Source organism: Streptomonospora salina (assembly GCF_014204715.1).
GTDB classification, from domain to species: Bacteria; Actinomycetota; Actinomycetes; order Streptosporangiales; family Streptosporangiaceae; genus Streptomonospora; species Streptomonospora salina.
Map to the genome: position 1 here is coordinate 1,828,651 of NZ_JACHLY010000001.1, position 23,216 is coordinate 1,851,866.

General features: G+C 68.3%; 21 protein-coding genes. All 21 read right to left on the reverse strand.

The window, feature by feature from the left end; translation table 11 throughout:
• Window positions 1-3: 3 nt before the first annotated feature.
• A complete protein-coding gene (gene rplE, locus HNR25_RS08165; protein ID WP_184634079.1) occupies window positions 4-588 on the reverse strand; it encodes a 50S ribosomal protein L5 in 585 nt (194 codons plus the stop codon).
• Window positions 585-893, reverse strand: coding sequence for a 50S ribosomal protein L24 (rplX, locus tag HNR25_RS08170; protein WP_184634080.1), 309 nt, complete (start codon window positions 891-893; stop codon window positions 585-587). Before rplX ends, rplE begins: the two co-directional genes overlap by 4 nt.
• 3 nt (window positions 894-896) lie before the next feature.
• Window positions 897-1,265, reverse strand: a complete 369-nt coding sequence (rplN, locus tag HNR25_RS08175; protein WP_184634081.1) for a 50S ribosomal protein L14 — start codon at window positions 1,263-1,265, stop codon at window positions 897-899.
• Between the two features lie 106 nt (window positions 1,266-1,371).
• Window positions 1,372-1,647, reverse strand: a complete 276-nt coding sequence (gene rpsQ, locus HNR25_RS08180; protein ID WP_184634082.1) for a 30S ribosomal protein S17 — start codon at window positions 1,645-1,647, stop codon at window positions 1,372-1,374.
• Window positions 1,644-1,898, reverse strand: coding sequence for a 50S ribosomal protein L29 (gene rpmC / locus HNR25_RS08185; protein ID WP_040274920.1), 255 nt, complete (start codon window positions 1,896-1,898; stop codon window positions 1,644-1,646). Before rpmC ends, rpsQ begins: the two co-directional genes overlap by 4 nt.
• A complete protein-coding gene (gene rplP / locus HNR25_RS08190) occupies window positions 1,898-2,314 on the reverse strand; it encodes a 50S ribosomal protein L16 (RefSeq protein ID WP_184634083.1) in 417 nt (138 codons plus the stop codon). The genes rpmC and rplP overlap by 1 nt, the downstream gene beginning before the upstream one ends.
• Window positions 2,315-2,317: 3 nt before the next feature.
• Entirely contained in the window at window positions 2,318-3,142 is an 825-nt protein-coding gene (rpsC, locus tag HNR25_RS08195; protein WP_184634084.1) for a 30S ribosomal protein S3, read from the reverse strand.
• Complete coding sequence (rplV, locus tag HNR25_RS08200) at window positions 3,142-3,519, reverse strand: 50S ribosomal protein L22 (protein ID WP_184638988.1); 378 nt, start codon at window positions 3,517-3,519, stop codon at window positions 3,142-3,144. The genes rpsC and rplV overlap by 1 nt, the downstream gene beginning before the upstream one ends.
• A gap of 71 nt (window positions 3,520-3,590) precedes the next feature.
• The gene (rpsS, locus tag HNR25_RS08205) at window positions 3,591-3,869 is read right to left on the reverse strand and encodes a 30S ribosomal protein S19 (RefSeq protein ID WP_184634085.1); all 279 of its coding nucleotides are present in this window, start codon (window positions 3,867-3,869) and stop codon (window positions 3,591-3,593) included.
• Between the two features lie 12 nt (window positions 3,870-3,881).
• Window positions 3,882-4,715 carry a 50S ribosomal protein L2 gene (gene rplB / locus HNR25_RS08210; protein WP_184634086.1) on the reverse strand — a complete coding sequence of 278 codons (834 nt, stop codon included), beginning with the start codon at window positions 4,713-4,715 and terminating at the stop codon, window positions 3,882-3,884.
• A 72-nt stretch (window positions 4,716-4,787) separates the two neighbouring features.
• The gene (gene rplW, locus HNR25_RS08215; RefSeq protein WP_184634087.1) at window positions 4,788-5,078 is read right to left on the reverse strand and encodes a 50S ribosomal protein L23; all 291 of its coding nucleotides are present in this window, start codon (window positions 5,076-5,078) and stop codon (window positions 4,788-4,790) included.
• On the reverse strand, window positions 5,075-5,755 hold the full coding sequence (gene rplD / locus HNR25_RS08220; protein WP_184634088.1) for a 50S ribosomal protein L4: 681 nt from the start codon (window positions 5,753-5,755) through the stop codon (window positions 5,075-5,077). The genes rplW and rplD overlap by 4 nt, the downstream gene beginning before the upstream one ends.
• A gap of 3 nt (window positions 5,756-5,758) precedes the next feature.
• A complete protein-coding gene (gene rplC / locus HNR25_RS08225; RefSeq protein WP_184634089.1) occupies window positions 5,759-6,409 on the reverse strand; it encodes a 50S ribosomal protein L3 in 651 nt (216 codons plus the stop codon).
• A 13-nt stretch (window positions 6,410-6,422) separates the two neighbouring features.
• Entirely contained in the window at window positions 6,423-6,731 is a 309-nt protein-coding gene (rpsJ, locus tag HNR25_RS08230) for a 30S ribosomal protein S10 (RefSeq protein WP_017621536.1), read from the reverse strand.
• 259 nt (window positions 6,732-6,990) lie between these two features.
• Window positions 6,991-8,184, reverse strand: coding sequence for an elongation factor Tu (tuf, locus tag HNR25_RS08235; RefSeq protein ID WP_184634090.1), 1,194 nt, complete (start codon window positions 8,182-8,184; stop codon window positions 6,991-6,993).
• 53 nt (window positions 8,185-8,237) lie between these two features.
• Complete coding sequence (gene fusA / locus HNR25_RS08240) at window positions 8,238-10,352, reverse strand: elongation factor G (protein WP_184634091.1); 2,115 nt, start codon at window positions 10,350-10,352, stop codon at window positions 8,238-8,240.
• A gap of 47 nt (window positions 10,353-10,399) precedes the next feature.
• Window positions 10,400-10,870 (reverse strand): 30S ribosomal protein S7, encoded by a 471-nt coding sequence (gene rpsG / locus HNR25_RS08245; RefSeq protein ID WP_184634092.1) that lies wholly within the window; start codon window positions 10,868-10,870, stop codon window positions 10,400-10,402.
• A gap of 2 nt (window positions 10,871-10,872) precedes the next feature.
• On the reverse strand, window positions 10,873-11,244 hold the full coding sequence (gene rpsL, locus HNR25_RS08250; RefSeq protein ID WP_184634093.1) for a 30S ribosomal protein S12: 372 nt from the start codon (window positions 11,242-11,244) through the stop codon (window positions 10,873-10,875).
• A 537-nt stretch (window positions 11,245-11,781) separates the two neighbouring features.
• Complete coding sequence (locus tag HNR25_RS08255; RefSeq protein ID WP_184634094.1) at window positions 11,782-14,862, reverse strand: hypothetical protein; 3,081 nt, start codon at window positions 14,860-14,862, stop codon at window positions 11,782-11,784.
• 157 nt (window positions 14,863-15,019) lie between these two features.
• Complete coding sequence (locus tag HNR25_RS08260; protein WP_184634095.1) at window positions 15,020-18,898, reverse strand: DNA-directed RNA polymerase subunit beta'; 3,879 nt, start codon at window positions 18,896-18,898, stop codon at window positions 15,020-15,022.
• A 34-nt stretch (window positions 18,899-18,932) separates the two neighbouring features.
• Entirely contained in the window at window positions 18,933-22,400 is a 3,468-nt protein-coding gene (gene rpoB / locus HNR25_RS08265) for a DNA-directed RNA polymerase subunit beta (protein ID WP_184634096.1), read from the reverse strand.
• Window positions 22,401-23,216: the final 816 nt, after the last annotated feature.

Below are 23,216 nucleotides of genomic sequence, written 5' to 3' on the forward strand. Positions count from 1 at the left end.
CCCCTAGGACTCCTTGAAGGGGAAGCCGAGCTGCTTCAGCAGGCTGCGCCCCTCGTCGTCGTTGGTCGCCGACGTGACGACCGTGATGTCCATACCGCGCTGGCGGTCGACCCGGTCGGGGTCGATCTCGTGGAACATCACTTGCTCGGTCAGCCCGAAGGTGTAGTTCCCGCGCCCGTCGAACTGCTTGGGCGAAAGCCCGCGGAAGTCGCGGATCCGGGGCAGGGCCAGGGAGAGCAGCCGGTCGAGGAACTCCCACATCCGGTCGCCGCGCAGCGTCGCGCTGACGCCGATCGGCATGCCCTCGCGCAGCTTGAACTGCGCGATGGAGTTCTTCGCGCGGTTGACCCGCGGCTTCTGTCCGGTGATCAGCGACAGGTCGTTGACAGCGCCCTGGATCAGCTTGGCATCGCGCGCGGCGTCGCCCACACCCATGTTCACCGCGATCTTGGTGAGACCGGGAACCTGCATGATGTTGCGGATCTCGAACTCGTCGCGCAGAGCCGGGATGATCTCGGAGCGGTACTTCTCCTTCAGCCGCGGCATCGCCGGGGCCTGCGGAGCGGAGGTCTCGGTGTCGACCGTCATGAGATGTCCTTACCGGTACGGCGGGAGACCCGAACCTTGGTTCCGTCTTCCTCGAAGCGGTAGCCGACGCGGGTGGCCTTGCCGTCCTCCACGACCGCGACGTTGCTCACGTGGATGGGAGCCTCCATGGTGACGACCTCACCCTGCTGGCCGCCCGCCGGGTTCGCCCGCTTGTGCTTCTTGATGAGGTTGACGCCCTCGACGACGACACGCTGCTCCCGGGGCAGGGCCTTGACGACCTTCCCGGTGGCACCCTTGTCCTTGCCGGCGATGACGACGACCTCGTCGTCCTTCTTGATCTTCATCGCCTAGAGCACCTCCGGCGCTAGCGAGATGATGCGCATGTACTTCTTGTCCCGCAGCTCGCGCCCGACCGGGCCGAAGATGCGGGTACCGCGCGGGTCCCCACCGTCCTTGATGAGCACGGCCGCGTTCTCATCGAAGCGGATGTAGGAGCCGTCGGGCCGGCGGCGCTCCTTTGAGGTGCGCACGATCACGGCCTTGACGACATCGCCCTTCCTTACGCCCGCGGCGGGGAGGGCGTCCTTCACCGTCGCCACGATGGTGTCGCCGATGCCCGCGTAGCGCCGACCCGAGCCGCCGAGGACACGGACGGTCAAGATTTCCTTGGCCCCCGTGTTGTCGGCGACCTTGAGTCGCGACTCCTGCTGAATCACGTCTTCTCCTGATATATGCGCGCGCGGCCCGCCGGCCTCGCGCTGCTAGGTGGTCACAACACCCCTGGGGCAGCCGATCTCCACGAACCGACCGCCGGTTCCGGGGCTACTTGGCCTTCTCCAGGATCTCCACGACGCGCCAGCGCTTGGTTGCGGACATCGGCCGGGTCTCCATCAGGCGGACCCGGTCGCCGACGCCGCAGTTCTCGCCCTCGTCGTGGGCCTTGTACCTGGTCGTGCGGCGGATGACCTTGCCGTAAAGCGAGTGCTTCATACGGTCTTCCACCTCGACGACCACGGTCTTCGACATCTTGTCGCTGACGACGTAGCCCTCGCGCACCTTGCGGTAATTCCGCGTCGAGCTCTGCGTGGTCTCGCTCATTCGGCTGCTTCCTTCGTCTTCTCAGCCGACTCACCGGTCAGCGGCATGATTCCGAGCTCGTGCTCGCGCATGACCGTGTAGATCCGAGCGATCTCACGCTTCACGGTGCGCAGCCGGCTGTGGTTGTCCAGCTGCCCGGTGGCGGCCTGGAAGCGGAGGTTGAACAGCTCCTCCTTCGCCTCCTTGAGCTTGCCGACCAGGTCCTCGACGGACTGGCCGCGCAGCTCCTGGGCGGTCAGGGACTTAGCCATCACACCTCCACTTCGCGCTTCACGAACTTGCACTTCATAGGGAGCTTGTGCATCGCCCGGCGCATGGCCTCCTTGGCGACCGGCTCCGGAACTCCCGACAGCTCGAACATGACGCGCCCGGGCTTGACCGGCGCCACCCACCACTCGGGCGAACCCTTGCCGGAACCCATGCGGGTCTCGGCCGGCTTCTTGGTGATCGGCCGGTCCGGGAAGATGTTGATCCACACCTTGCCGCCACGGCGGATGTGCCGCGTCATGGCGATACGTGCGGCCTCGATCTGCCGGTTGGTGACGTAGGCCGAACCCAGCGCCTGGATACCGAACTCACCGAAGTTGACCTTCGTGCCGCCCTTGGCCCGGCCCGTGAGGTCGGGATGGTGCTGCTTGCGGTACTTGATCTTGCGGGGAATCAGCATCGGTCAGCTCCCCTCGTTCCCGGACTTGTCCGCGCCCTGGCCCGACTCGGCGCCGGCCTTGGCCTCGGATCCCTGGCCCTGCCCGCCGCGGCGGCGGCGTCCCGGGCGCTCACGGCGCTGGCCCTGGCCACCGCCGCCGCCACCGCCACTGCCGCCGGGGGCGCGCTGTGCGGCCTGGGCCGCCTCGCGCTCGGCGCGGGTCGCGGGAGCGTCGCCCTTGTAGATCCAGACCTTCACGCCGATCCGGCCGAAGGTCGTGCGGGCCTCGAAGAAGCCGTAGTCGATGTCGGCACGGAGCGTGTGCAGGGGCACGCGGCCCTCGCGGTAGAACTCCGAACGCGACATCTCGGCACCGCCGAGGCGGCCGCCGCACTGGATGCGGATGCCCTTGGCGCCGCTCTTCATCGCACTCTGCATGGCCTTGCGCATCGCCCGACGGAACGCGACTCGGCTGGACAGCTGCTCCGCCACACCCTGAGCGACGAGCTGAGCGTCGGTCTCCGGGTTCTTGACCTCGAGAATGTTGAGCTGAACCTGCTTCTGGTTCGTCAGCTTCTCCAGGTCGGCACGGATGCGGTCGGCTTCCGAACCGCGGCGGCCGATCACGATGCCCGGCCGGGCGGTGTGGATGTCGACGCGGACCCGCTCACGAGTGCGCTCGATCTCGACCTTGGAGATCCCGGCGCGCTCCATGCCGCGGTTCAGCATCCGGCGGATGGCCACGTCTTCCTTGACGTAGTCCTTGTACAGCTTGTCGGCATACCACCGGGTCTTGTAGTCGGTGGTTACACCGAGCCGGAACCCGTGCGGGTTGATTTTCTGCCCCACTATCGGGTCCTCTCCTTCGTCTTGGCCGACGAGGCGCCCGCGGTCTCGCGCGGCTCAACGACCACGGTGATGTGGCTCGTCCGCTTGTTGACCCGGAACGCACGGCCGAAGCCGCGCGGCTGGATGCGCTTCAGGGTCGGACCTTCGTCCACCCAAGCGCCGCCGACCACCAGCGTCTCGCGGTCCAGCTTGTCGTTGTGCTCGGCATTGGCGATGGCGCTCGCGAGCACCTTGCCCACCGGTTCACTCGCCGCCTGCGGCGCGAACCGGAGCACCGCCTGTGCCTCGTCAGCGGGCAACCCGCGAATAAGGTCCACCACCCGGCGGGCCTTTCGGGGCGTAACACGGATGAACCGTGCCTGTGCCCTCGTTCCCATCGCTTTTCCCTCGCTCACGGAAATCACCCCCACGCACCGTGGGGAAATGGCTCTTACTCCTACTGCAACCGCTAGCGGCGGCTACGGCGGTCTTCCTTGACGTGGCTGCGGAAAGTGCGCGTGGGAGCGAACTCGCCGAGCTTGTGACCGACCATCGACTCGGAGATGAACACCGGGATGTGCTTGCGGCCGTCGTGGACGGCGATGGTGTGCCCGATCATGTCGGGAACCACCATGGACCGCCGCGACCACGTCTTGATGACGTTTTTGGTGCCCTTCTCGTTCTGCGTCTCCACCTTTTTGAACAGGTGGTCGTCGACGAAGGGACCCTTCTTCAGGCTACGTGGCATCGGACGTGCTCCTTACCGCTTCTTCTTGCTACGCCGACGCACGATGAGCCGGTCACTGGGCTTGTTCGGCCTACGGGTACGGCCCTCGGGCTGCCCCCAGGGGGTGACCGGGTGCCGGCCGCCCGAGCTCTTGCCCTCGCCACCGCCGAGCGGGTGGTCGACCGGGTTCATGGCCACACCGCGAACGGTCGGGCGCTTGCCCTTCCACCGGCTGCGGCCGGCCTTGCCCCAGCTGATGTTGGACTGCTCGGCGTTGCCCACCTGGCCGACGGTCGCTCGGCAGGTCACCTCGACCTGGCGCATCTCGCCGGACGGCATGCGCAGCGTGGCGAAGGCGCCTTCCTTGGCCAGCAGCTGGATCTGCGACCCGGCCGACCGGCCCAGCTTCGCGCCGCCGCCGGGCTTCAGCTCGACCGCGTGCACGAACGTACCCGTGGGGATGTTGCGCAGCGGGAGGCAGTTGCCCGGCTTGATGTCGGAGTTGGGGCCGTTCTCCACGCGGTTGCCCTGCTTGAGGCCGGCGGGCGCCAGGATGTAGCGCTTCTCGCCGTCCACGTAGTGCAGCAGCGCGATACGCGCGGTGCGGTTCGGGTCGTACTCGATGTGGGCGACCTTGGCGGGGACGCCGTCCTTGTCGTGGCGACGGAAATCGATCACGCGGTAGGCCCGCTTGTGCCCCCCGCCCTGGTGGCGAGTGGTGATCCGGCCCTTCTGGTTGCGCCCGCCTTTGGAGTGGAGGGGCCGCACCAGCGACTTCTCCGGGTGGTCGCGCGTGATCTCCACGAAGTCGGCCACGCTTCCGCCGCGGCGACCCGGAGAGGTCGGCTTGTACTTACGAATGCCCATCTTATTCGCGCATTCCTTTACGTGTTACTCGTTGCGATCGTTCGGGGACGGAACGCCGGAGCGGCGCACCGATCAGGCCCCGAAAATGTCGATCCGGTCGCCGTCGCGCAGGCTCACGATCGCCCGCTTGGTGTCGGGGCGCTTGCCGTACCCGAACCGGGTGCGCTTGCGCTTGCCGGGACGGTTGATCGTGTTCACGCTGGTGACCTTCACGTCGAAGATCTTCTCCACCGCGATCTTGATCTGCGTCTTGTTGGCCGTGGGCTGCACCAGGAACGTGTAGGCGTTCTGGTCCATCAGCCCGTAGCTCTTCTCGGAGATCACCGGCTCGATGATGATGTCCCGAGGGTCGGGGATCTTCACTGGTCCTCCTCCTGCGACTCCTCACGGGCCGCCTTGGCGGTGCCCTGAGCGTGAGCCAGGAACGCCTCGTAGCCGCTCTCGGTGAAGACCACGTCGTCGGCGTAGAGCACGTCGCGGGTGTTCACCTGGTCGGCGTCGAGGATGTGCACCTCGGGCAGGTTGCGCAGGGCGAGCCAGTTGGCCTCGTCCTCGCGGTCCAGCACTACGAGGACCTTGTCCGATTCGGTGATCTGCCGCAAGGCCTTCAGCGCGGTCTGCGTGCGCTTGCTCGCGACGTCCTCACCCACGAACCCGCTGACGATGTGGACGCGGTCGTGGCGGACGCGGTCGGAGAGCGCGGCCCGCAGCGCGGCGGCCTTCATCTTCTTGGGGGTCCGCTGGCTGTAGTCGCGCGGCTGGGGGCCGTGGACCGTGCCGCCGCCGACGAACTGCGGGGCGCGGGTCGAGCCCTGCCGCGCGCGGCCGGTGCCCTTCTGCCGGTAGGGCTTCTTGCCGCCGCCGCGGGTCATGCCGCGGGTCTTGGTGGCGTGCGTGCCCTGGCGGGCCGCGGCTTCCTGGCCCAGCACCACTTGGTGCATGAGCGGAATGTTCACCTGCTGGTCGAAGATCGCCTCGGGCAGCTCGACGCTACGGCCAGCCTTGCCCTGGGCGTCCTTCACCTGGATGGTCGGCGCCATGGCTTAATTGCCCTCCTTCACGGCGGTGCGGACGAGCACCAGTCCGCCGTTCGGACCGGGCACCGAGCCCTTGACCAGGATCAGACCCTTGTCCGCATCCACGGAGTGGACGAACAGGTTCTGGATGGTCTTGCGGACGTTGCCCATCCGCCCGGCCATCTTCGTGCCCTTGAACACGCGCCCGGGCGTGGCGCAGCCGCCGATCGCGCCGGGCGACCGGTGCTTGCGGTGGGTGCCGTGCGTTGCGCTGAGGCCGCGGAAGCCGTGGCGCTTCATCCCGCCGGCGAAGCCCTTGCCCTTGCTCCGGCCCGTCACGTCGACGTACCCGCCGGGCTCGAACGTGTCGGCCGTCAGCTCCTGGCCGAGCTCGTACTCGGCGGCGTCGCTGGTGCGAACCTCGACGTAGTGGCGGCGCGGGGTGAGATCGTGCTTGCGCAGGTAATCGCCGAGCGGCTTGTTCACCTTGCGCGGGTTGATCTTCCCGTAACCGATCTGGATGGCGGAGTAGCCATCGGTTTCCGGAGTACGGACGCGCGAAACGACGCACGGACCGGCCTTCAGAACCGTCACGGGCACGATCTTGCCCGCGTCGTCGAAGACCTGGGTCATGCCGAGCTTCTCGCCCAGTACTCCCGTGATCTGCTTGGTGGCCATGTCAGTGCGTCCTTTAAAGCTTGATCTCGATGTCGACGCCGGCCGGGAGGTCGAGCCGCATAAGCGAATCGACGGTCTTCGGCGTCGGGTCGATGATGTCGATCAGCCGCTTGTGCGTGCGCATCTCGAAGTGCTCGCGCGAGTCCTTGTACTTGTGCGGCGAGCGGATGACGCAGTAAACGTTCTTCTCCGTCGGCAACGGCACCGGGCCGGCGACGCTCGCACCAGTCCGCGTCACGGTTTCGACGATCTTGCGGGCCGAGCTGTCGATGACCTCATGGTCATAGGCTTTGAGCCGAATGCGGATCTTCTGTCCCGCCATGGTGGCCTTTTCGTCCTTCGCTTAGTGTCCGTAGAGGCTCTGTGCCGACGGCGCCGGCACTTCTGCCCCACAGGGGCTTGCCCTCGTGTGGCTCTATTCACCTGAGAATCTGCAACAGGGCTGTCCCCTGAGGCGCATCACCGCTACAGAGCCCGATGACGTCGGTCATGTCGGGGGCGGCCGGATTCCGGTGGGACTTCCGGCCGCCCCCGAGGGCGGATCCGACGCAGCCGCCGGATACCGCCCCCGCACGTCCGTGCTACTTGATGATCTTGGTCACTCGGCCCGCGCCGACGGTCCGGCCACCCTCGCGGACGGCGAACCGAAGGCCCTCCTCCATCGCGACCGGCTGGATGAGCTGAACGGTCATCTCGGTGTTGTCACCGGGCATGACCATGTCCGTGCCCTCCGGCAGCGTGACGACGCCGGTGACGTCGGTCGTGCGGAAGTAGAACTGCGGCCGGTAGTTGTTGAAGAAGGGCGTGTGGCGGCCACCCTCGTCCTTGGACAGGATGACGACCTGCGCCTCGAACTCCGTGTGCGGGGTCGTCGTGCCCGGCTTGATGATGACCTGGCCGCGCTCGACGTCCTCGCGCTTGGTGCCCCGCAGCAGCAGACCGACGTTGTCGCCGGCCTGGCCCTGGTCGAGCAGCTTGCGGAACATCTCCACACCGGTGACGGTGGTGGTCTGCTTCTCGTCCTTGATGCCGACGATGTCGACGGTGTCGCTCACGTTGATGACACCGCGCTCGACGCGGCCGGTGACGACCGTGCCGCGGCCGGTGATCGAGAAGACGTCCTCGATCGGCATCAGGAACGGCTTGTCGATGTCGCGCTCCGGGTCCGGGATCTTCGCGTCAACGGAGTGCATGAGGTCGAGGATGTTCTGGGTCCACTCGGGGTCCCCCTCCATCGACTTCAGCGCGGAGACCTTGGTGACCGGAACGTCGTCGCCCGGGAACTCGTACTCGTTGAGCAGCTCGCGGACCTCGAGCTCGACCAGGTCGAAGATCTCGGCGTCGTCGACCATGTCGGCCTTGTTCAGCGCGACGACGATGTAGGGAACGCCGACCTGGCGGGCCAGGAGCACGTGCTCCTTGGTCTGCGGCATCGGGCCGTCGGTGGCGGCCACGACCAGGATGGCGCCGTCCATCTGCGCCGCACCCGTGATCATGTTCTTCACGTAGTCGGCGTGGCCGGGGCAGTCCACGTGGGCGTAGTGGCGCTGCTCGGTCTCGTACTCGACGTGCGCGACCGAAATGGTGATGCCGCGCTCGCGCTCCTCGGGAGCGTTGTCGATGTCCTCGAAGGGCGTGAACGGGTTCAGCTCCGGATACTGCTCGTGCAGAACCTTGGTGATCGCGGCGGTAAGCGTGGTCTTACCGTGGTCGATGTGACCGATGGTGCCGATGTTTACGTGCGGCTTGCTCCGCTCGAACTTGGCCTTCGCCACTGGATTTCTCCTAGACGTACATGGTTGCTAGCTGGGACTGGATACGATCGCGGTCACTCGCCGCGCGCCTTCGCCACAATCTCTTCTGCGACGTTGGACGGGACCTCCGCGTAGGAGTCGAACACCATCGTGTACGAGGCTCGCCCCTGGGTACGGCTGCGCAGGTCACCCACGTAGCCGAACATCTCCGAAAGCGGCACGTGCGCCTTGATGATGCGGGTGCCCGAGCGCTCCTCCATCGACTGGACCTGGCCGCGCCGGCTGTTCAGATCACCGATCACGTCGCCCATGTAGTCCTCGGGCGTCGTGACCTCCACCGCCATGAGCGGCTCGAGAAGAACCGGCTTGGCCTTGCGCGCCGCTTCCTTGAAGGCCATGGAACCGGCGACCTTGAAGGCGAGCTCGGAGGAGTCGACGTCGTGATAGGCGCCGTCCTGCAGCGTCACCTTGATCCCCACAAGAGGGTATCCAGCGAGAATGCCGAACTCGGCAGTCTCCTGGCAGCCCGCATCGACCGAGGGGATGTACTCCCGCGGGATGCGGCCGCCGGTGATGTTGTTGACGAATTCGTAGCCGGCGCTGTCGCCGCCGTCGTCGGCCAGCAGCGGCTCGAGGTCGATGACGACGCGACCGAACTGCCCCTGACCACCCGTCTGCTTCTTGTGGGTGTAGTCGATCTTCTCGATCTTCTTGCGAATGGTCTCGCGGTAGGCGACCTGGGGGCGCCCGATATTCGCTTCGACCTTGAACTCGTCGCGCATGCGGTGGACGAACACCTCGAGGTGCAGCTCACCCATGCCGGAGATGACCGTCTGACCCGTCTCTTCGTCGGTGGCGACCCGGAAGGAGGGGTCCTCGTCGACGAGCCGTTGGATCGCTACGCCCAGCTTCTGCTGATCGCTCTTGCTCTTGGGCTCGATCGCGACCTCGATGACCGGGGCCGGGAACGTCATCGACTCCAGGACGATCGGCGAAGAGGAGTCGCTCAGCGTCTCACCCGTGGTGGTGTCCTTCAGACCCATCACGGCCACGATGTCGCCGGCGCCCACGCGCTGGATCTCCTCGCGCTTGTTGGAGTGCATGCGGTAGATCTTGCCGATGCGCTCCTTGCGCCCCTTCACGCTGTTGAGCACCTGCGTCCCGGTCTCCAGCACGCCGGAGTAGACCCGGATGTAGGTGAGCTTGCCCAGGTGGGGGTCGCTCATGATCTTGAAGACCAGAGCCGAGAACGGCTCGCTCTCATCCGGGCGCCGGGAAAGCTCGGCCGCCTCGTTCTCGTCCTTGGGGTCGTGGCCCTCGATGGCCTCGACGTCCAGCGGAGCGGGGAGGTAGTCGACCACGGCGTCGAGCAGCGGCTGCACGCCCTTGTTCTTGAAGGCCGTGCCGCACAGCACCGGGATGGCGGTACCGGCGATCGTGGCCCGCCGGATGGCCGGCTTGATCTGCTCGATCGTGGGCTCGACGCCCTCGAGGTAGAGCTCCATGATCTCGTCGTCGGCCTCGGCCAACGTCTCGATCATCTTGTCGTGCGCCTCACGGGCGGCCTCGAGGTGGGTGTCGGGGATGTCGACGGTCTCGTACATCTCACCGAGCTTGGTCTCCGCGCTCCAGACCAGCGCCTTCATGTGCACCAGGTCGATGACGCCCTTGAAGTCCGACTCCGCGCCGATCGGCAGCTGCAGCGGCAGCGGAGTGGTGTTGAGGCGCTCGCGGAACATGTCGACGCAGCGCTGGAACTCCGCGCCGATCTTGTCCATCTTGTTCACGAAGCAGATCCGCGGGACCCCGTAGCGGTCGGCCTGGCGCCACACCTGCTCCGACTGGGGCTCGACGCCTTCCTTGGCGTCGAAGACCGCGACCGCACCGTCCAGCACGCGCAGCGACCGCTCGACCTCGACCGTGAAGTCCACGTGGCCGGGCGTGTCGATGATGTTGACCGTGTAGTCGTTCCAGTGGGTGGTCGTAGCCGCGGACGTGATCGTGATACCCCGCTGCTGCTCCTCCTTCATCCAGTCCATGGTGGCTGCGCCGTCATGGACTTCACCCAGCTTGTAGTTCACGCCGGTGTAGAAGAGGATGCGCTCGGTGGTCGTGGTCTTACCCGCGTCGATGTGCGCCATGATCCCGATGTTGCGGACCTTGGCAAGGTCAAGAGCAGTGGTAGCCATGAGGGCTCGTCTTCTCTCGGTCTCTCGTATCGATAAAGCCGCGGGAATTACCAGCGGTAGTGAGCGAAGGCCTTGTTGGACTCCGCCATCTTGTGGGTGTCCTCGCGGCGCTTGACACTGGCGCCCAGTCCGTTGCTGGCGTCGACCAGTTCGTTCATCAGCCGCTCGGTCATGGACTTCTCACGACGCTGGCGCGAGTAGCGGACCAGCCAACGCAGAGCGAGGGTCGTGCTGCGGGACGAGCGGACCTCGACCGGCACCTGGTAGGTGGCGCCGCCGACCCGGCGGCTGCGCACCTCAAGGGCGGGCTTCACGTTGTCCAGCGCACGCTTGAGGACCACGAGCGGGTCCTGGCCGGTCTTCTCCTGGGCGCCTTCGAGCGCCTTGTACACGATGCCCTGCGCGATCGAGCGCTTGCCGTCGAGCAGCACCTTGTTGATCAGCGAGGTGACGAGCGGCGATCCGTAGACCGGGTCAGTGATGAGCTGGCGCTTCGGCGCCGGGCCCTTGCGCGGCATGCTTACTTCTCCTTCTTAGCGCCGTAGCGGCTGCGCGCCTGCTTGCGGTTACGGACGCCCTGAGTGTCGAGCGAGCCGCGGACGATCCGGTACCGCACACCCGGCAGGTCCTTCACACGACCGCCACGCACGAGCACGATGGAGTGCTCCTGGAGGTTGTGTCCGATCCCCGGGATGTAGGCCGTGACCTCGGTACCGCTGCTCAAGCGCACACGGGCGACCTTGCGCAGGGCGGAGTTCGGCTTCTTGGGCGTAGTGGTGTAGACACGCGTGCACACACCACGACGCTGCGGACTCCCCTTCAGCGCCGGGGTCTTGTTCTTTGCGACCTTGTCCTGTCGGCCCTTGCGGACCAGCTGCTGGATGGTGGGCACCGCGTCTCCGTCTTTCTCGTGACCTACGCCGGTTCTTCTTAGCCGATGTGTCCTGTGACCAGGTGGACTTACCGTCCTCCCCTACCCCCGAACCCGGGCGTGTCGCGATCTACCCCAAGCATGGTGAAAACCGGATAACGTCCGACCCTGCGGTCGTTACTCTGGGAGGAGGTGTCACGCGCCGCGCTCTGCGCAGTCCGGCGGATACCGTTCGCAAAGTGCGCACGTGCTGACCCGTCGACTCACGGGCACGAATTTATAGAGTACCGAAGGCCCTGTAGCAGGTCAAAATGGCGACCGCCAGCTCCGGTACTCCGTTCCGCAGCCTCATGCTGTCGTAGGTCCGGTTCCAGTGTACGGGCTCTGCGGAGTGCTTGCGCAGGATATCGCCCATCCGTGGGGCCGTTCTTACCATCTCCGTGCCAGGGCCGGTATCCGGCCCGGGCACGGACACGACTGTGCCCCCCGGTGTGGCGCTCGCCATACCGGGGGGCACCCGCCCGCCGGCCGTCCGCCGCAGACGGCCGGCGCACACGTTCAGGAAAGGACGACGCCCCCCGCGTAGACGGCGGTCTCCAGCAGGGACAGCCCGATTCCGACCCACGCCAGGACCGTGCCCAGCCGCACCAGGTTCAGTCCTTCCAGCCCGTCCTCCGAGCGCCGGATCGCGCGGGTGGCGCGCGGACCCGTAACCAGAGCGGCGACGCCGGTCAGCAGTCCGATCAGCGGCACCAGCGCCGAGATGCCCAGCCACAGTGTGGCCGAGGCCTCGGGCGCCGTGTCGGGCCAGTGGTCGATGTTGTCGTAACCGGGGTAGTCGTCGCCGGCCGTACCGCCCAACGGCCGGTCGAAATCGGGGAACTCCTCCCTGATCGGATCGCGCGAGGACCGGGCCTCCCGGTCCTGCCCGTCGTAGCCCGCGCCGCCGCCGTCGGGCGCGCCCTCGGCACCGCCCGGCCCGTAGGCGCCGGCGTCGTCGCCGTAGGCACCCGGTCCGGGCAGGTCCATGGCGGCGGTGTCGGGCCCGTCCGGTCCGCCCGCCGCCGGCCGCCGGTGGGCCGACTCCTCGTCCGGAGCGCCCGGACCGGCCAGGCCGTCCCGGCCGGATTCCGGGCCGCGCCGATCGGCGTACTCGGAGTAGCCGGGATGACTCCGGGCGAAGGAGCCGGAGGATTCGTGCCCGCCGTCGGCACCCGGTCCTTCCGGTTCCCGGCCCTGCGGACCGGAGGATCCGTATCCGTCGAAGGCCGCACCGCGCTCGGCCTCCCACGGCCCGTCCGGAGCCGATCCGGGGCTTGCGGCGGAGGCGGCGGAGGAACGGTGCTCGCCCGACTCCTCGTACTCGCCACGGCGCCCGTACGGCTCGGCCGCGGCGGAGGCGCCGTAGGGAGCCGGATCGCCCGACCGCCCTCCGGGGAAGGCCCCGTCACCGGCCGCGGGAGCGGGGCCGCCGCCGCGCCGGTCGGGACCGAGCTCGTCTCCGGCGGGCGGGCTTGAGGGACCGCGCAGGTCCGGGCCCAGCTCGTCACCGGCCGGAGCCCGGACGGGTCCGGACCCCTCCGGTTCCGGACTCCCCGGGCCGGCGGGACCGCCGTCCGTCACCGGATCCGCGGCCGCCCCATCGGCGGCACGGGCGCGGGCCTGCTGCGCCGCGATGGCCGCCAGCGGATCGTCGCCGAGGTCGGCGGCCGGGGACGGCGCGGTCGCGCCGCCGCCCCGCCCGGACTCGGGTCCGTCCGGGGATCCGCCCTCGTCCTCCTGGCGCGTGAGGTTGGCGGTCGTGTACTCGGGCGAGCCGTCGCGCCGCTTGCGGCGCTGCTCCTCGACCGTTCGGCGCACGTCCTCGGGCAGCCGGGTGTCGTCGCGGCTGAAGGCCCAGGTGTTTCCGCTTGCGGTGCCCCCGGCGCCGTCCTGGCCGGTCCCGGGCCCCGGTGCCGGGTCGCCCAAGGCGTCCGACGGGCGGGCGGAGGGTTCCGGCGGCCGCCAGGGCTCCGGCCCACCGGAGGAGTCCGCCCCGATCCAGCGGGAGTAGGGACGGGACAGCTCGTCACCGTAGGCGTCCGCGGCGTCCGGTCCCGGCGTCGCGTCGCCGGGACCGCGGGAGCCCGCGGGATCGAAGGGGTCGCCGTCCCCGGTTTCCCGCCGCGGCTCGGATCCGGGGTCGGGGTCGAGCCGGTAGCCGGCCCCGGAGGCGTAGCGCCGCGGGTCCCCCGCGGCGGAGTCGGTGCCGTAGCCCGGGGACCGCCCGGCGGCTCCTGCCGGATCCTCGGCGCCGGACGGCGCCCTCCGCGGCTCCTCGGAACTGCCGCGGTCGGCGCGCCGGTCGCCGTATGCGGAGGTTCCCCGGTCGGCCGCGGACTCCGCCGAGCGGCGGGCGTCGCCGTACGGATCGGGCCCCGGCCCGGTCGCCGAAGCCGGCGGCGGAGCGCCCGGCGGGTCCGCCGCGGAGTCCTCATAGGAGTCAGGGCGCTGACGGCCCGTATCCCACCCGGGGCTTCCGGGGGACGGGGCGCTCGGCGCGCTCCGCCCGGATTCGGAGTACGGACGGGGCTCGGCGGCGCCCGCGGTTCCCAGAGGGCTCGGCCCTGTACCGGCGAACGGATCCCCGGCGGGACCGTAGCCCCCGGGGCCTTCCGTCCGGCGTTCGGTGCCACCGGGTTCATCGCCGGCGACCGGGTCGCTTCGCACGTCGGAGGGGATGCCGGGCGGAACGGTTCCGGGCGCGTCGCCGTCGGCGGTGCCCGCGGCATCCGAGGGATGCCGCGGGCCGGGTGTCCCGGCCTCGGCTTCCGGCCCGCCGGCGGGGAAGGGCTCGGTGCCGGGTCCGGAGCCGTACGGGGCCGCTCCGGCCGCTGGCCACTCGCCGCTGTCCCGGCCCCGGGCCGTTCCGGCTGCGTACTCCCCACCGGCCGGGGGCTCCCCGAGCGGTGCTCCCCGAGCCCCGTCTGCGGCGCCGCCGGTTCCGGCGCGCACCGTGGAGCCGAATCCGGGATAGCCGCCCGCGCCCTCGACCGTACTCAGCGGAGCGTCTCCGGGCGCGGCGGCCGGGGTGTCCGGCAAGCGGTAGCCGGGCCCGGTGCTGCCCGGCCCGTAGCCGGTGTCCGGCTCCGGCGCGTCGGTTTCCGCGTACCCGGCGCCGGGCGGGAACCCGGTTCCGGGAGCCTCGCCCGGGTCCGCCGGCCGGCCGACGGACCCCTCCTGGCCGTCGGCGCCGTCGGTGCCGGAGTGGCCGGCTTCGTCGGAGGGCGCGGCATAGGGGCGGGTGAACGGCGGCGGGGCCTGCCCGTCCGACGCCGGCCCGGTACTCGCGCCACGCCGATCGCCGGGCAGACCGAGGTCGCCCAGCGCCGAAGGGTAGGGCTCGGCCATACCCGGGCGATCGCCTCCCATGCCCGGGTAGCCGCCGCTGTTGGGAAACGCCGACCGCTCGCGGTCGGCCCCGGCCGGACCGGACCGGTCCGGCTCGTCCCCCTCGGCGGCGCCGTCATAGCTGTCCTGGTACTGGGACTGAGTCCGATGGCGGTCGCCGCTCGGTGTGAACCACGAGTCCGCGGTCTCCGTTCGGGCGTTGTGGTCACCATCGGGCGGTATGTACCGCTGTCCCCCGTTGTCCGTCACTGTCCTCGATCTCCCGACCGCGCGTGCGCGCTGCTCTCCCCATCGATACACGAGTATGCCGAGCCGCAACGACGAACGGCGGCAGCCCACCCGTTAAACGGGTGGACTACCGCCGCCGCTCGACCAACCAATCGCTTCCGCCGATCGACTCTTCAGGTCACCTGCTGTAGGGCCCGAAGTCGTACTCCTCCAGCGGCACGGCTTCTCCCGAGCCCTGCCCGAAGGTGTACTCGCTGGGCTCCTCGTAGCCCGACACCGAGTACATCGACGCCTTCGCCTCCTCGGTCGGCTCGACCCGGACGTTTCGGTACTGCGGCAGACCCGTACCGGCCGGGATGAGCTTACCGATGATGACGTTCTCCTTGAGGCCCACCAGCGGGTCGCTCTTGCCGTGGATGGCGTTCTCGGTCAGCACCCGGGTCGTCTCCTGGAAGGAGGCCGCCGACAGCCACGACTCCGTGGCCAGCGACGCCTTGGTGATACCGAGCAGAACCGGACGGCCGGCCGCCGGCTGGCCGCCTTCGGACACGACGCGGCGGTTGATCGACTCGAACTTGGGCCGCTCGACCATCTCGCCGGGCAGCAGCTCGGTGTCGCCGGACTCCAGGAGGTTCACCCGCTTGAGCATCTGCCGCACGATGATCTCGATGTGCTTGTCGTGAATCGAGACACCCTGCGACTTGTAGACCTCCTGCACCTCCGACACCAGGTGCTGCTGCACGGCCCGCGGGCCCTGGATGCGCAGCACCTCGTGCGGGTTGATGGCGCCCTGGATGAGCTGCTGGCCGACGCCCACGTGGTCGCCGTCGCTGACCAGCAGCTGCGCCCGCATGGGCACCGGGTAGGAGATCTCGTCGGACCCGTCGTTGGGGACCAGGATGATCTTGCGGCTCTTCTCCGTGTCCTCGATCCGGATACGGCCTTCGAGCTCGCTGATCGGGGCGACACCCTTGGGGATGCGGGCCTCGAACAGCTCGGTCACACGCGGCAGACCGTGGGTGATGTCCTGTCCGGCCGAACCGCCCATGTGGAAGGTCCGCATGGTCAGCTGCGTACCGGGCTCACCGATGGACTGCGCCGCGATGATGCCGATGGCCTCGCCGACGTCGACGGGCTTGCCCGTGGCCATCGAGCGGCCGTAGCAGGTGCTGCAGACGCCGATCTTGGCCTCGCAGGTGAGCGAGCTGCGCACGCGCACCCGCTCGACGCCGTTGGCGACCAGCGTGTCGATCGTCGACTCGGAGGTGTCCGCGCCGGCGGGGACGACCACCTTGCCGTCCACCACCGCGTCCTCGGCGATGGTCCGCCCGAAGCCGGTGTTCTCCACGTTGTGCTTGCGCACGACCGTGCCGGCGGCGTTCGTCTCACCGACCTCCTGCCACAGCGCGCGGTCGGTTTGGCAGTCGAACTCGCGGACGATGACGTCCTGGGCGACGTCGACCAGGCGCCGGGTGAGGTACCCGGAGTCGGCCGTCCGCAGGGCGGTGTCGGCCAGGCCCTTGCGCTGACCGTGCGTGGAGATGAAGTACTCCAGCACCGAAAGGCCCTCGCGGTAGGAGGACTTGATCGGACGCGGAATCGTCTCACCGCGGGTGTTGGAGACCAGGCCGCGGATACCGGCGATCTGGCGCACCTGCATCGGGTTGCCTCGGGCACCGGAGTTCACCATCATCCACACCGGGTTGTCGGCGGGAGCGTTGTCCTCCATGTCCGTGGCGACCTCGTTGGTGGCCTTGGTCCAGATCTCGGTGAGCTCCTGTCGGCGCTCGTCGTCGGTGATCAGACCGCGGTCGAACTCGCGCTGGATCTTGTCCGCCTGGCGCTCGTGCCCGTCGAGGATCTCCGTCTTCCGCGGCGGCGCGAGGACGTCGGTGATCCCGATGGTCAGGCCGGACCGGGTCGCCCAGTGGTATCCGGCGTCCTTGAACGCGTCCAGCGTCGAGGCGACCTGGATCTTGGGGTAGCCCTCGGCCAGCTCGTTGACCAGGCTGGACACCTGCTTCTTGCCCACCTGGTAGTTCACGAACGGGTAGTCCGAAGGCGTGGTCTCGTTGAAGAGGTACCGCCCCAGAGTGGTCTCCAGCACGTAGGACTCGCCGGGCTCCTTGGCCTCCTCGGGCTCGACCCAGTCGCGCGGCGGCGGGACGTCGCCTCCGACACGCAGCTTGATCGGCGCCTGCAGGTCGAGCTCACCGAGATCGAAGGCCATGAGCGCCTCGGCCGGATTGCGGAACGCCCGGCCGGCGCCCACGCCGTCCTCTCTGCGCGTCGTCAGGTAGTACAGGCCGATGATCATGTCCTGGGTGGGCATGGTGACCGGCTTGCCGTCGGACGGCTTGAGGATGTTGTTGCTGGCCAGCATCAGCAGTCGCGCCTCGGCCTGGGCCTCGGCGGACAGCGGAAGGTGGACCGCCATCTGGTCGCCGTCGAAGTCGGCGTTGAAGGCGGTGCACACCAGCGGGTGGATCTGGATCGCCTTGCCCTCGACCAGCTGCGGCTCGAAGGCCTGGATGCCCAGACGGTGCAGCGTCGGCGCGCGGTTGAGCATCACCGGGTGCTCGGTGATGACCTCTTCGAGGACGTCCCAGACCACCGGGCGGGACCGCTCGACCATGCGCTTGGCACTCTTGATGTTCTGCGCGTGGTTCAGATCGACCAGGCGCTTCATCACGAACGGCTTGAACAGCTCCAGGGCCATCTGCTTGGGCAGACCGCATTGGTGCAGTTTGAGCTGCGGACCGACGACGATCACCGACCGGCCGGAGTAGTCGACGCGCTTGCCCAGCAGGTTCTGCCGGAAACGGCCCTGCTTTCCCTTGAGCATGTCCGACAGCGACTTGAGCGGACGGTTGCCCGGCCCGGTGACCGGGCGGCCGCGGCGGCCGTTGTCGAACAGCGCGTCGACGGCCTCCTGCAGCATCCGCTTCTCGTTGTTGACGATGATCTCGGGGGCACCGAGGTCGAGGAGCCGCTTGAGGCGGTTGTTCCGGTTGATGACCCGGCGGTACAGGTCGTTCAGGTCCGAGGTCGCGAACCGGCCGCCGTCGAGCTGCACCATGGGGCGCAGGTCCGGCGGGATGACCGGAATGCAGTCCAGCACCATCCCCATGGGGCTGTTGCGGGTGTTCAGGAACGCCGAGACGACCTTGAGCCGCTTCAGGGCGCGGGCCTTCTTCTGGCCCTTGCCGCTGCGGATGGTCTCGCGCAGCCGCTCGGCCTCGGCGTCGAGGTCGAAGTTGGCCAGCCGCTCCTGGATCGCCTGAGCGCCCATGCCGCCGCGGAAGTACTTGCCGAAGCGGTCCCGCATCTCGCGGTAGAGCATCTCGTCGCCTTCAAGGTCCTGGACCTTGAGGTTCTTGAAGCGGTTCCAGACCTCTTCGAGCCGGTCGATCTCGCGCTGGACCCGGTCGCGGATCTGGCGCATCTCGCGCTCGGCCGACTCGCGGACCTTGCGCCGCGCGTCGCCCTTGGCGCCCTGCTCTTCAAGCTCGGCCAGGTCGGCTTCGAGCTTCTTGTGGCGCTCCTCGACGGTGGTGTCGCGGCGCTGCTCCAGGTGCTGGCGCTCCACCGAAATCCGCGCCTCCAGGGAGGGCAGGTCGCGCTCGCGGGCCTCGTTGTCGACCCAGGTGACCATGTAGGCGGCGAAGTAGATGATCTTCTCGAGATCCTTCGGCGCCAGGTCCAGCAGGTAGCCCAGACGGCTGGGCACACCCTTGAAGTACCAGATGTGGGTCACGGGGGCGGCGAGCTCGATGTGGCCCATGCGCTCACGCCGGACCTTGGCCCGGGTGACCTCCACACCGCAGCGCTCGCAGATGATGCCCTTGAAGCGGACCCGCTTGTACTTGCCGCAGTAGCACTCCCAGTCGCGGGTCGGGCCGAAGATCTTCTCGCAGAAGAGCCCGTCCTTTTCCGGCTTAAGGGTCCGGTAGTTGATGGTTTCCGGCTTCTTGACCTCGCCGTGCGACCACTGCCGGATCTCGTCAGCGGTCGCGAGGCCAATCCGGAGCTCGTCGAAGAAGTTGACGTCGAGCACTTAATTCGTCCCCTGCTCTTGAAGATCGCGGAAGTTAAACCTCTTCGACACTGCTCGGCTCACGCCGCCCCAGGTCGATTCCCAGTTCCTCCGCTGCCCGGAAGACGTCCTCGTCGGTGTCGCGCATCTCGATGGACATGCCGTCGCTGGAGAGCACCTCCACGTTCAGGCACAGCGACTGCATCTCCTTGATGAGCACCTTGAAGGATTCCGGGATGCCGGGTTCGGGGATGTTCTCGCCCTTGACGATCGCCTCGTAGACCTTGACGCGGCCGAGGACGTCGTCGGACTTGATCGTCAGCAGCTCCTGCAGCGCGTAGGCGGCACCGTAGGCCTCCAGCGCCCAGACCTCCATCTCGCCGAAGCGCTGGCCGCCGAACTGCGCCTTACCACCCAGCGGCTGCTGGGTGATCATCGAGTACGGACCGGTGGAGCGTGCGTGGATCTTGTCGTCGACCAGGTGGTGCAGCTTGAGGAAGTAGGTGTAGCCGACCGCGATCGGCTCGGCGAACGGCTCGCCGGTGCGGCCGTCGTACAGCACCGCCTTGCCCTGCTCGTCGATCACCCGCTGCCCGTCCTCGTTGGGAAGGCTGGAGGCCAGCAAACCGCCGATCTCGTCCTCGCGCAGCCCGTCGAAGACCGGCGTGGCCACCTTGGTCCCGGGCTCGATCTCGCCGGCGCCGATCTCGTGCATCGCCCGCTTCCAGGGCGCGTCGTCGCCGTCGACCTTCCAGCCGTTCTGGGCCAGCCAGCCCAGGTGGATCTCCAGGATCTGCCCGACGTTCATCCGGCCGGGCACGCCCAGCGGGTTGAGAACGATGTCGACGGGGGTGCCGTCCTCCATGAACGGCATGTCCTCCTCGGGCAGGATCTTGGCGATGACGCCCTTGTTGCCGTGGCGCCCGGCGAGCTTGTCGCCGTCCATGATCTTGCGCTTCTGCGCGACGTAGACGCGAACCAGCTCGTTGACGCCGGGCGGGAGCTCGTCGCCTTCCTCGCGGCTGAACACGCGCACGCCGATGACCTTGCCGGTCTCGCCGTGGGGCACCTTCAGCGAGGTGTCGCGGACCTCGCGCGCCTTCTCACCGAAGATCGCGCGCAGCAGCCGCTCCTCGGGGGTCAGCTCGGTCTCGCCCTTGGGCGTGACCTTGCCGACGAGGATGTCGCCGTCGATGACCTCGGCGCCGATGCGGATGATCCCGCGGTCGTCGAGGTCGGCCAGGACCTCCTCGCTGACGTTGGGGATCTCGCGGGTGATCTCCTCGGGGCCCAGCTTGGTGTCGCGGGCGTCGACCTCGTGCTCCTCGATGTGGATCGAGGACATGACGTCGTCCTGAACCAGGCGCTGCGAGAGGACGATGGCGTCCTCGTAGTTGTGGCCCTCCCAGGACATGTAAGCCACGAGCAGGTTCTTGCCCAGCGACATCTCGCCGTGGTCGGTCGAGGGGCCGTCGGCCAGGACCTGGCTCTCCTCGACGCGCTGGCCGTCGTCGACGAGAGGGCGCTGGTTGAAGCAGGTGCCCTGGTTGCTCCGGATGAACTTGCCCAGCCGGTAGGTGTTGCGGGTGCCGTCGTCGGCCATCACGGTGATGTAGTCGGCCGTGACCTCCTCGACCACGCCCGCCTTGTCCGTCAGAACGACTTCGCCGGCGTCGGTGGCGGCCCGGTACTCCATGCCGGTTCCCACCAGCGGCGACTCCGCGCGCAGCAGCGGGACGGCCTGGCGCTGCATGTTGGACCCCATGAGCGCGCGGTTGGCGTCGTCGTGCTCCAGGAAGGGGATCATGGCCGTGGCCACCGACACCATCTGGCGCGGCGAGACGTCCATGTACTCCACCTCGCTGGTGTACACGGCCTCGAACTCGCCGCCCTTGCGGCGCACCAGTACGCGCTCGTCGACGAAGTTGCCCTGGGCGTCCACCGGAGTGTTCGCCTGGGCGATGACGTAGCGGTCCTCTTCGTCGGCGGTGAGGTAGGCGACCTCGTCGGTCAACTGGTTGTCGATGACCTTGCGGTAGGGCGTCTCGACGAAACCGAACGAGTTGACGCGGCCGTAGCCCGCAAGCGAGCCGATCAGACCGATGTTGGGACCCTCAGGGGTCTCGATCGGGCACATGCGTCCGTAGTGCGAGGGGTGCACGTCGCGGACCTCGAAGCCGGCGCGCTCACGGGAGAGACCGCCCGGCCCCAGCGCCGACAGGCGGCGCTTGTGGGTCAGACCCGCCAGCGGGTTGGTCTGGTCCATGAACTGCGAGAGCTGGCTCGTGCCGAAGAACTCCTTGATGGAGGCCACGACCGGGCGGATGTTGATCAGGGTCTGGGGCGTGATGGCCTCGACGTCCTGGGTCGTCATCCGCTCGCGGACGACGCGCTCCATCCGGGCCAGGCCCAGGCGGACCTGGTTCTGGATCAGCTCGCCGACGGTGCGCAGGCGGCGGTTGCCGAAGTGGTCGATGTCGTCGGTCTCGACCGGGCGGGTGCCCTGGCTGGTTTCGAGCTCCTCCTCGCCGGCGTGCAGCCGCACGAGGTAGTCGATCGTGGAGACGATGTCGTCTTCGGTGAGCGTGCCCTGCGTGAACTCGGTGTCGAGCCCGAGCTTCTTGTTGATCTTGTAGCGGCCGACCTTGGCGAGGTCGTAGCGCTTGGGGTTGAAGTAGAGGTTCTCCAACAGCGCCTGGGCGGACTCCTTCGTCGGCGGCTCGCCCGGGCGCAGCTTGCGGTAGATGTCCAGGAGCGCGTCGTCGGTACCCGACGTCGGGTCCTTCTCCAGGGTGTTGCGGATCGACTCGTAGGCGCCGAACCGCTCCAGGATCCGGTCGGTCGTCCACCCCAGCGCCTTGAGCAGGACGGTGACGCCCTGCTTGCGCTTGCGGTCGATGCGGACGCCGACGAAGTCGCGCTTGTCGACCTCGAACTCCAGCCAGGCGCCGCGCGAGGGGATGACCTTGCAGCCGTAGAGGTCCTTGTCGGACGTCTTGTCGACCTGGCGGTCGAAGTACACACCGGGAGAGCGGACCAGCTGCGACACCACGACGCGCTCGGTGCCGTTGATGATGTACGTGCCCTTCGTGGTCATGAGCGGGAAGTCGCCCATGAACACGGTCTGGCTCTTGATCTCACCGGTGTCGTTGTTGATGAACTCCGCCGTGACGAACATCGGGGCGGAGAAGGTCATGTCCTTGTCCTTGCACTCATCCTCTGAGTACTTGGGCGGCTCGAACCGGTGGTCGCGGAACGAAAGCGACATGGTGCCGGAGAAGTCCTCGATGGGACTGATCTCCTCGAAGATCTCTTCGAGACCGGACTGCTCCGGAACGTCCTTGCGGCCGGCGTTATGAGCCGCCTCGACCCGGGTACTCCACTTCTCGTTGCCGAGCAGCCAGTCCATCGAATCGGTCTGCAGGGCCAAGAGGTTCGGGACTCCGAGTGGCTCCCGAATGCGGGCGAAGGAAACGCGGTTCGGACCAAGTTCGTTAGCGGAGGCGTTGCGCGAGGCTGCCAACAGGGGTCCTTCCGAAGGCTTGTGGCGGTTGATGCGCGCGCACGCCGGACGATCCGGGATGTCAGGCTGAGACCTGCCGACGGATATCGGGCAGAGGCTCGTGATGGAGAACGTACGGTGGGGTCCGGCAACACCGAGGGATCCTCGGGATCCGGCCGCGGAGCACGGACACCGGCACACGGATCGTCAATGGGCAGCGCAAAAGGGCAGTGTAGCTGAATACTACACCGCTGTCCAACCACAGCCCCTGAAGTCAGTCACGACACCAGGCAGCATCGCCCCAACTGGCGGATCCGTCAAGCCCGGGCCGCCCCGGGCACACGGTTCACGAGCCGTGAGAGGCCCCACAGGAAATCCGGGGTGTGCGCACCTGGGCACGGGGGAAAGTATCCCTTTTCCCAGCGTCGCCCGAGCCTTCTCTGCGCCGTGCCGCGGACCGTGCACGCGGACACGGGAACTCCGCTTCGGCATCCGACGCCTCACCCTTCGCCGCCGCTGTGCGCCGCATCGGTCACTCTGATTCGGACACGATTGAACCTCGCTTTCGGGCATGTCCACAAACCGCCCGGAGCGGAGACGCCCGAAACACCGCCCCCCGCTCCGGCACGCCGCACACCCGGTGGTCCGGTGGCCCGGTGCCTCGGGGACCTCGGGCCAGGCCCACCGGACCGGCAGCCGGGTACCGGACGGCAGGAAGCGGGGCGGGCGGTGCGGCCCGCCGCGCTACCGGCCGCTCGGCTCGGTCCGATCGCTCGGGCGCCGCGGGCACCGGGCACCGCCGCACGCGCGCCGTCCCTCCCCCGCCGCAGCCCCGGG

Bases quoted from the DNA above. Each gene is read 5' to 3' on its own strand.
- rplE (WP_184634079.1), bottom strand. From the start codon at position 588: ATGACGGTCGACACCGAGACCTCCGCTCCGCAGGCCCCGGCGATGCCG.
- fusA (WP_184634091.1), bottom strand. From the start codon at position 10,352: ATGGCTACCACTGCTCTTGACCTTGCCAAGGTCCGCAACATCGGGATC.
- rpsJ (WP_017621536.1), bottom strand. From the start codon at position 6,731: ATGGCGGGACAGAAGATCCGCATTCGGCTCAAAGCCTATGACCATGAG.
- rplB (WP_184634086.1), bottom strand. From the start codon at position 4,715: ATGGGCATTCGTAAGTACAAGCCGACCTCTCCGGGTCGCCGCGGCGGA.
- rplD (WP_184634088.1), bottom strand. From the start codon at position 5,755: ATGGCGCCGACCATCCAGGTGAAGGACGCCCAGGGCAAGGCTGGCCGT.
- rpsS (WP_184634085.1), bottom strand. From the start codon at position 3,869: ATGCCACGTAGCCTGAAGAAGGGTCCCTTCGTCGACGACCACCTGTTC.
- rplP (WP_184634083.1), bottom strand. From the start codon at position 2,314: ATGCTGATTCCCCGCAAGATCAAGTACCGCAAGCAGCACCATCCCGAC.
- rpmC (WP_040274920.1), bottom strand. From the start codon at position 1,898: ATGGCTAAGTCCCTGACCGCCCAGGAGCTGCGCGGCCAGTCCGTCGAG.
- rplC (WP_184634089.1), bottom strand. From the start codon at position 6,409: ATGGCCACCAAGCAGATCACGGGAGTACTGGGCGAGAAGCTCGGCATG.
- rplX (WP_184634080.1), bottom strand. From the start codon at position 893: ATGAAGATCAAGAAGGACGACGAGGTCGTCGTCATCGCCGGCAAGGAC.
- rpsQ (WP_184634082.1), bottom strand. From the start codon at position 1,647: ATGAGCGAGACCACGCAGAGCTCGACGCGGAATTACCGCAAGGTGCGC.
- rpsG (WP_184634092.1), bottom strand. From the start codon at position 10,870: ATGCCGCGCAAGGGCCCGGCGCCGAAGCGCCAGCTCATCACTGACCCG.
- rplV (WP_184638988.1), bottom strand. From the start codon at position 3,519: ATGGGAACGAGGGCACAGGCACGGTTCATCCGTGTTACGCCCCGAAAG.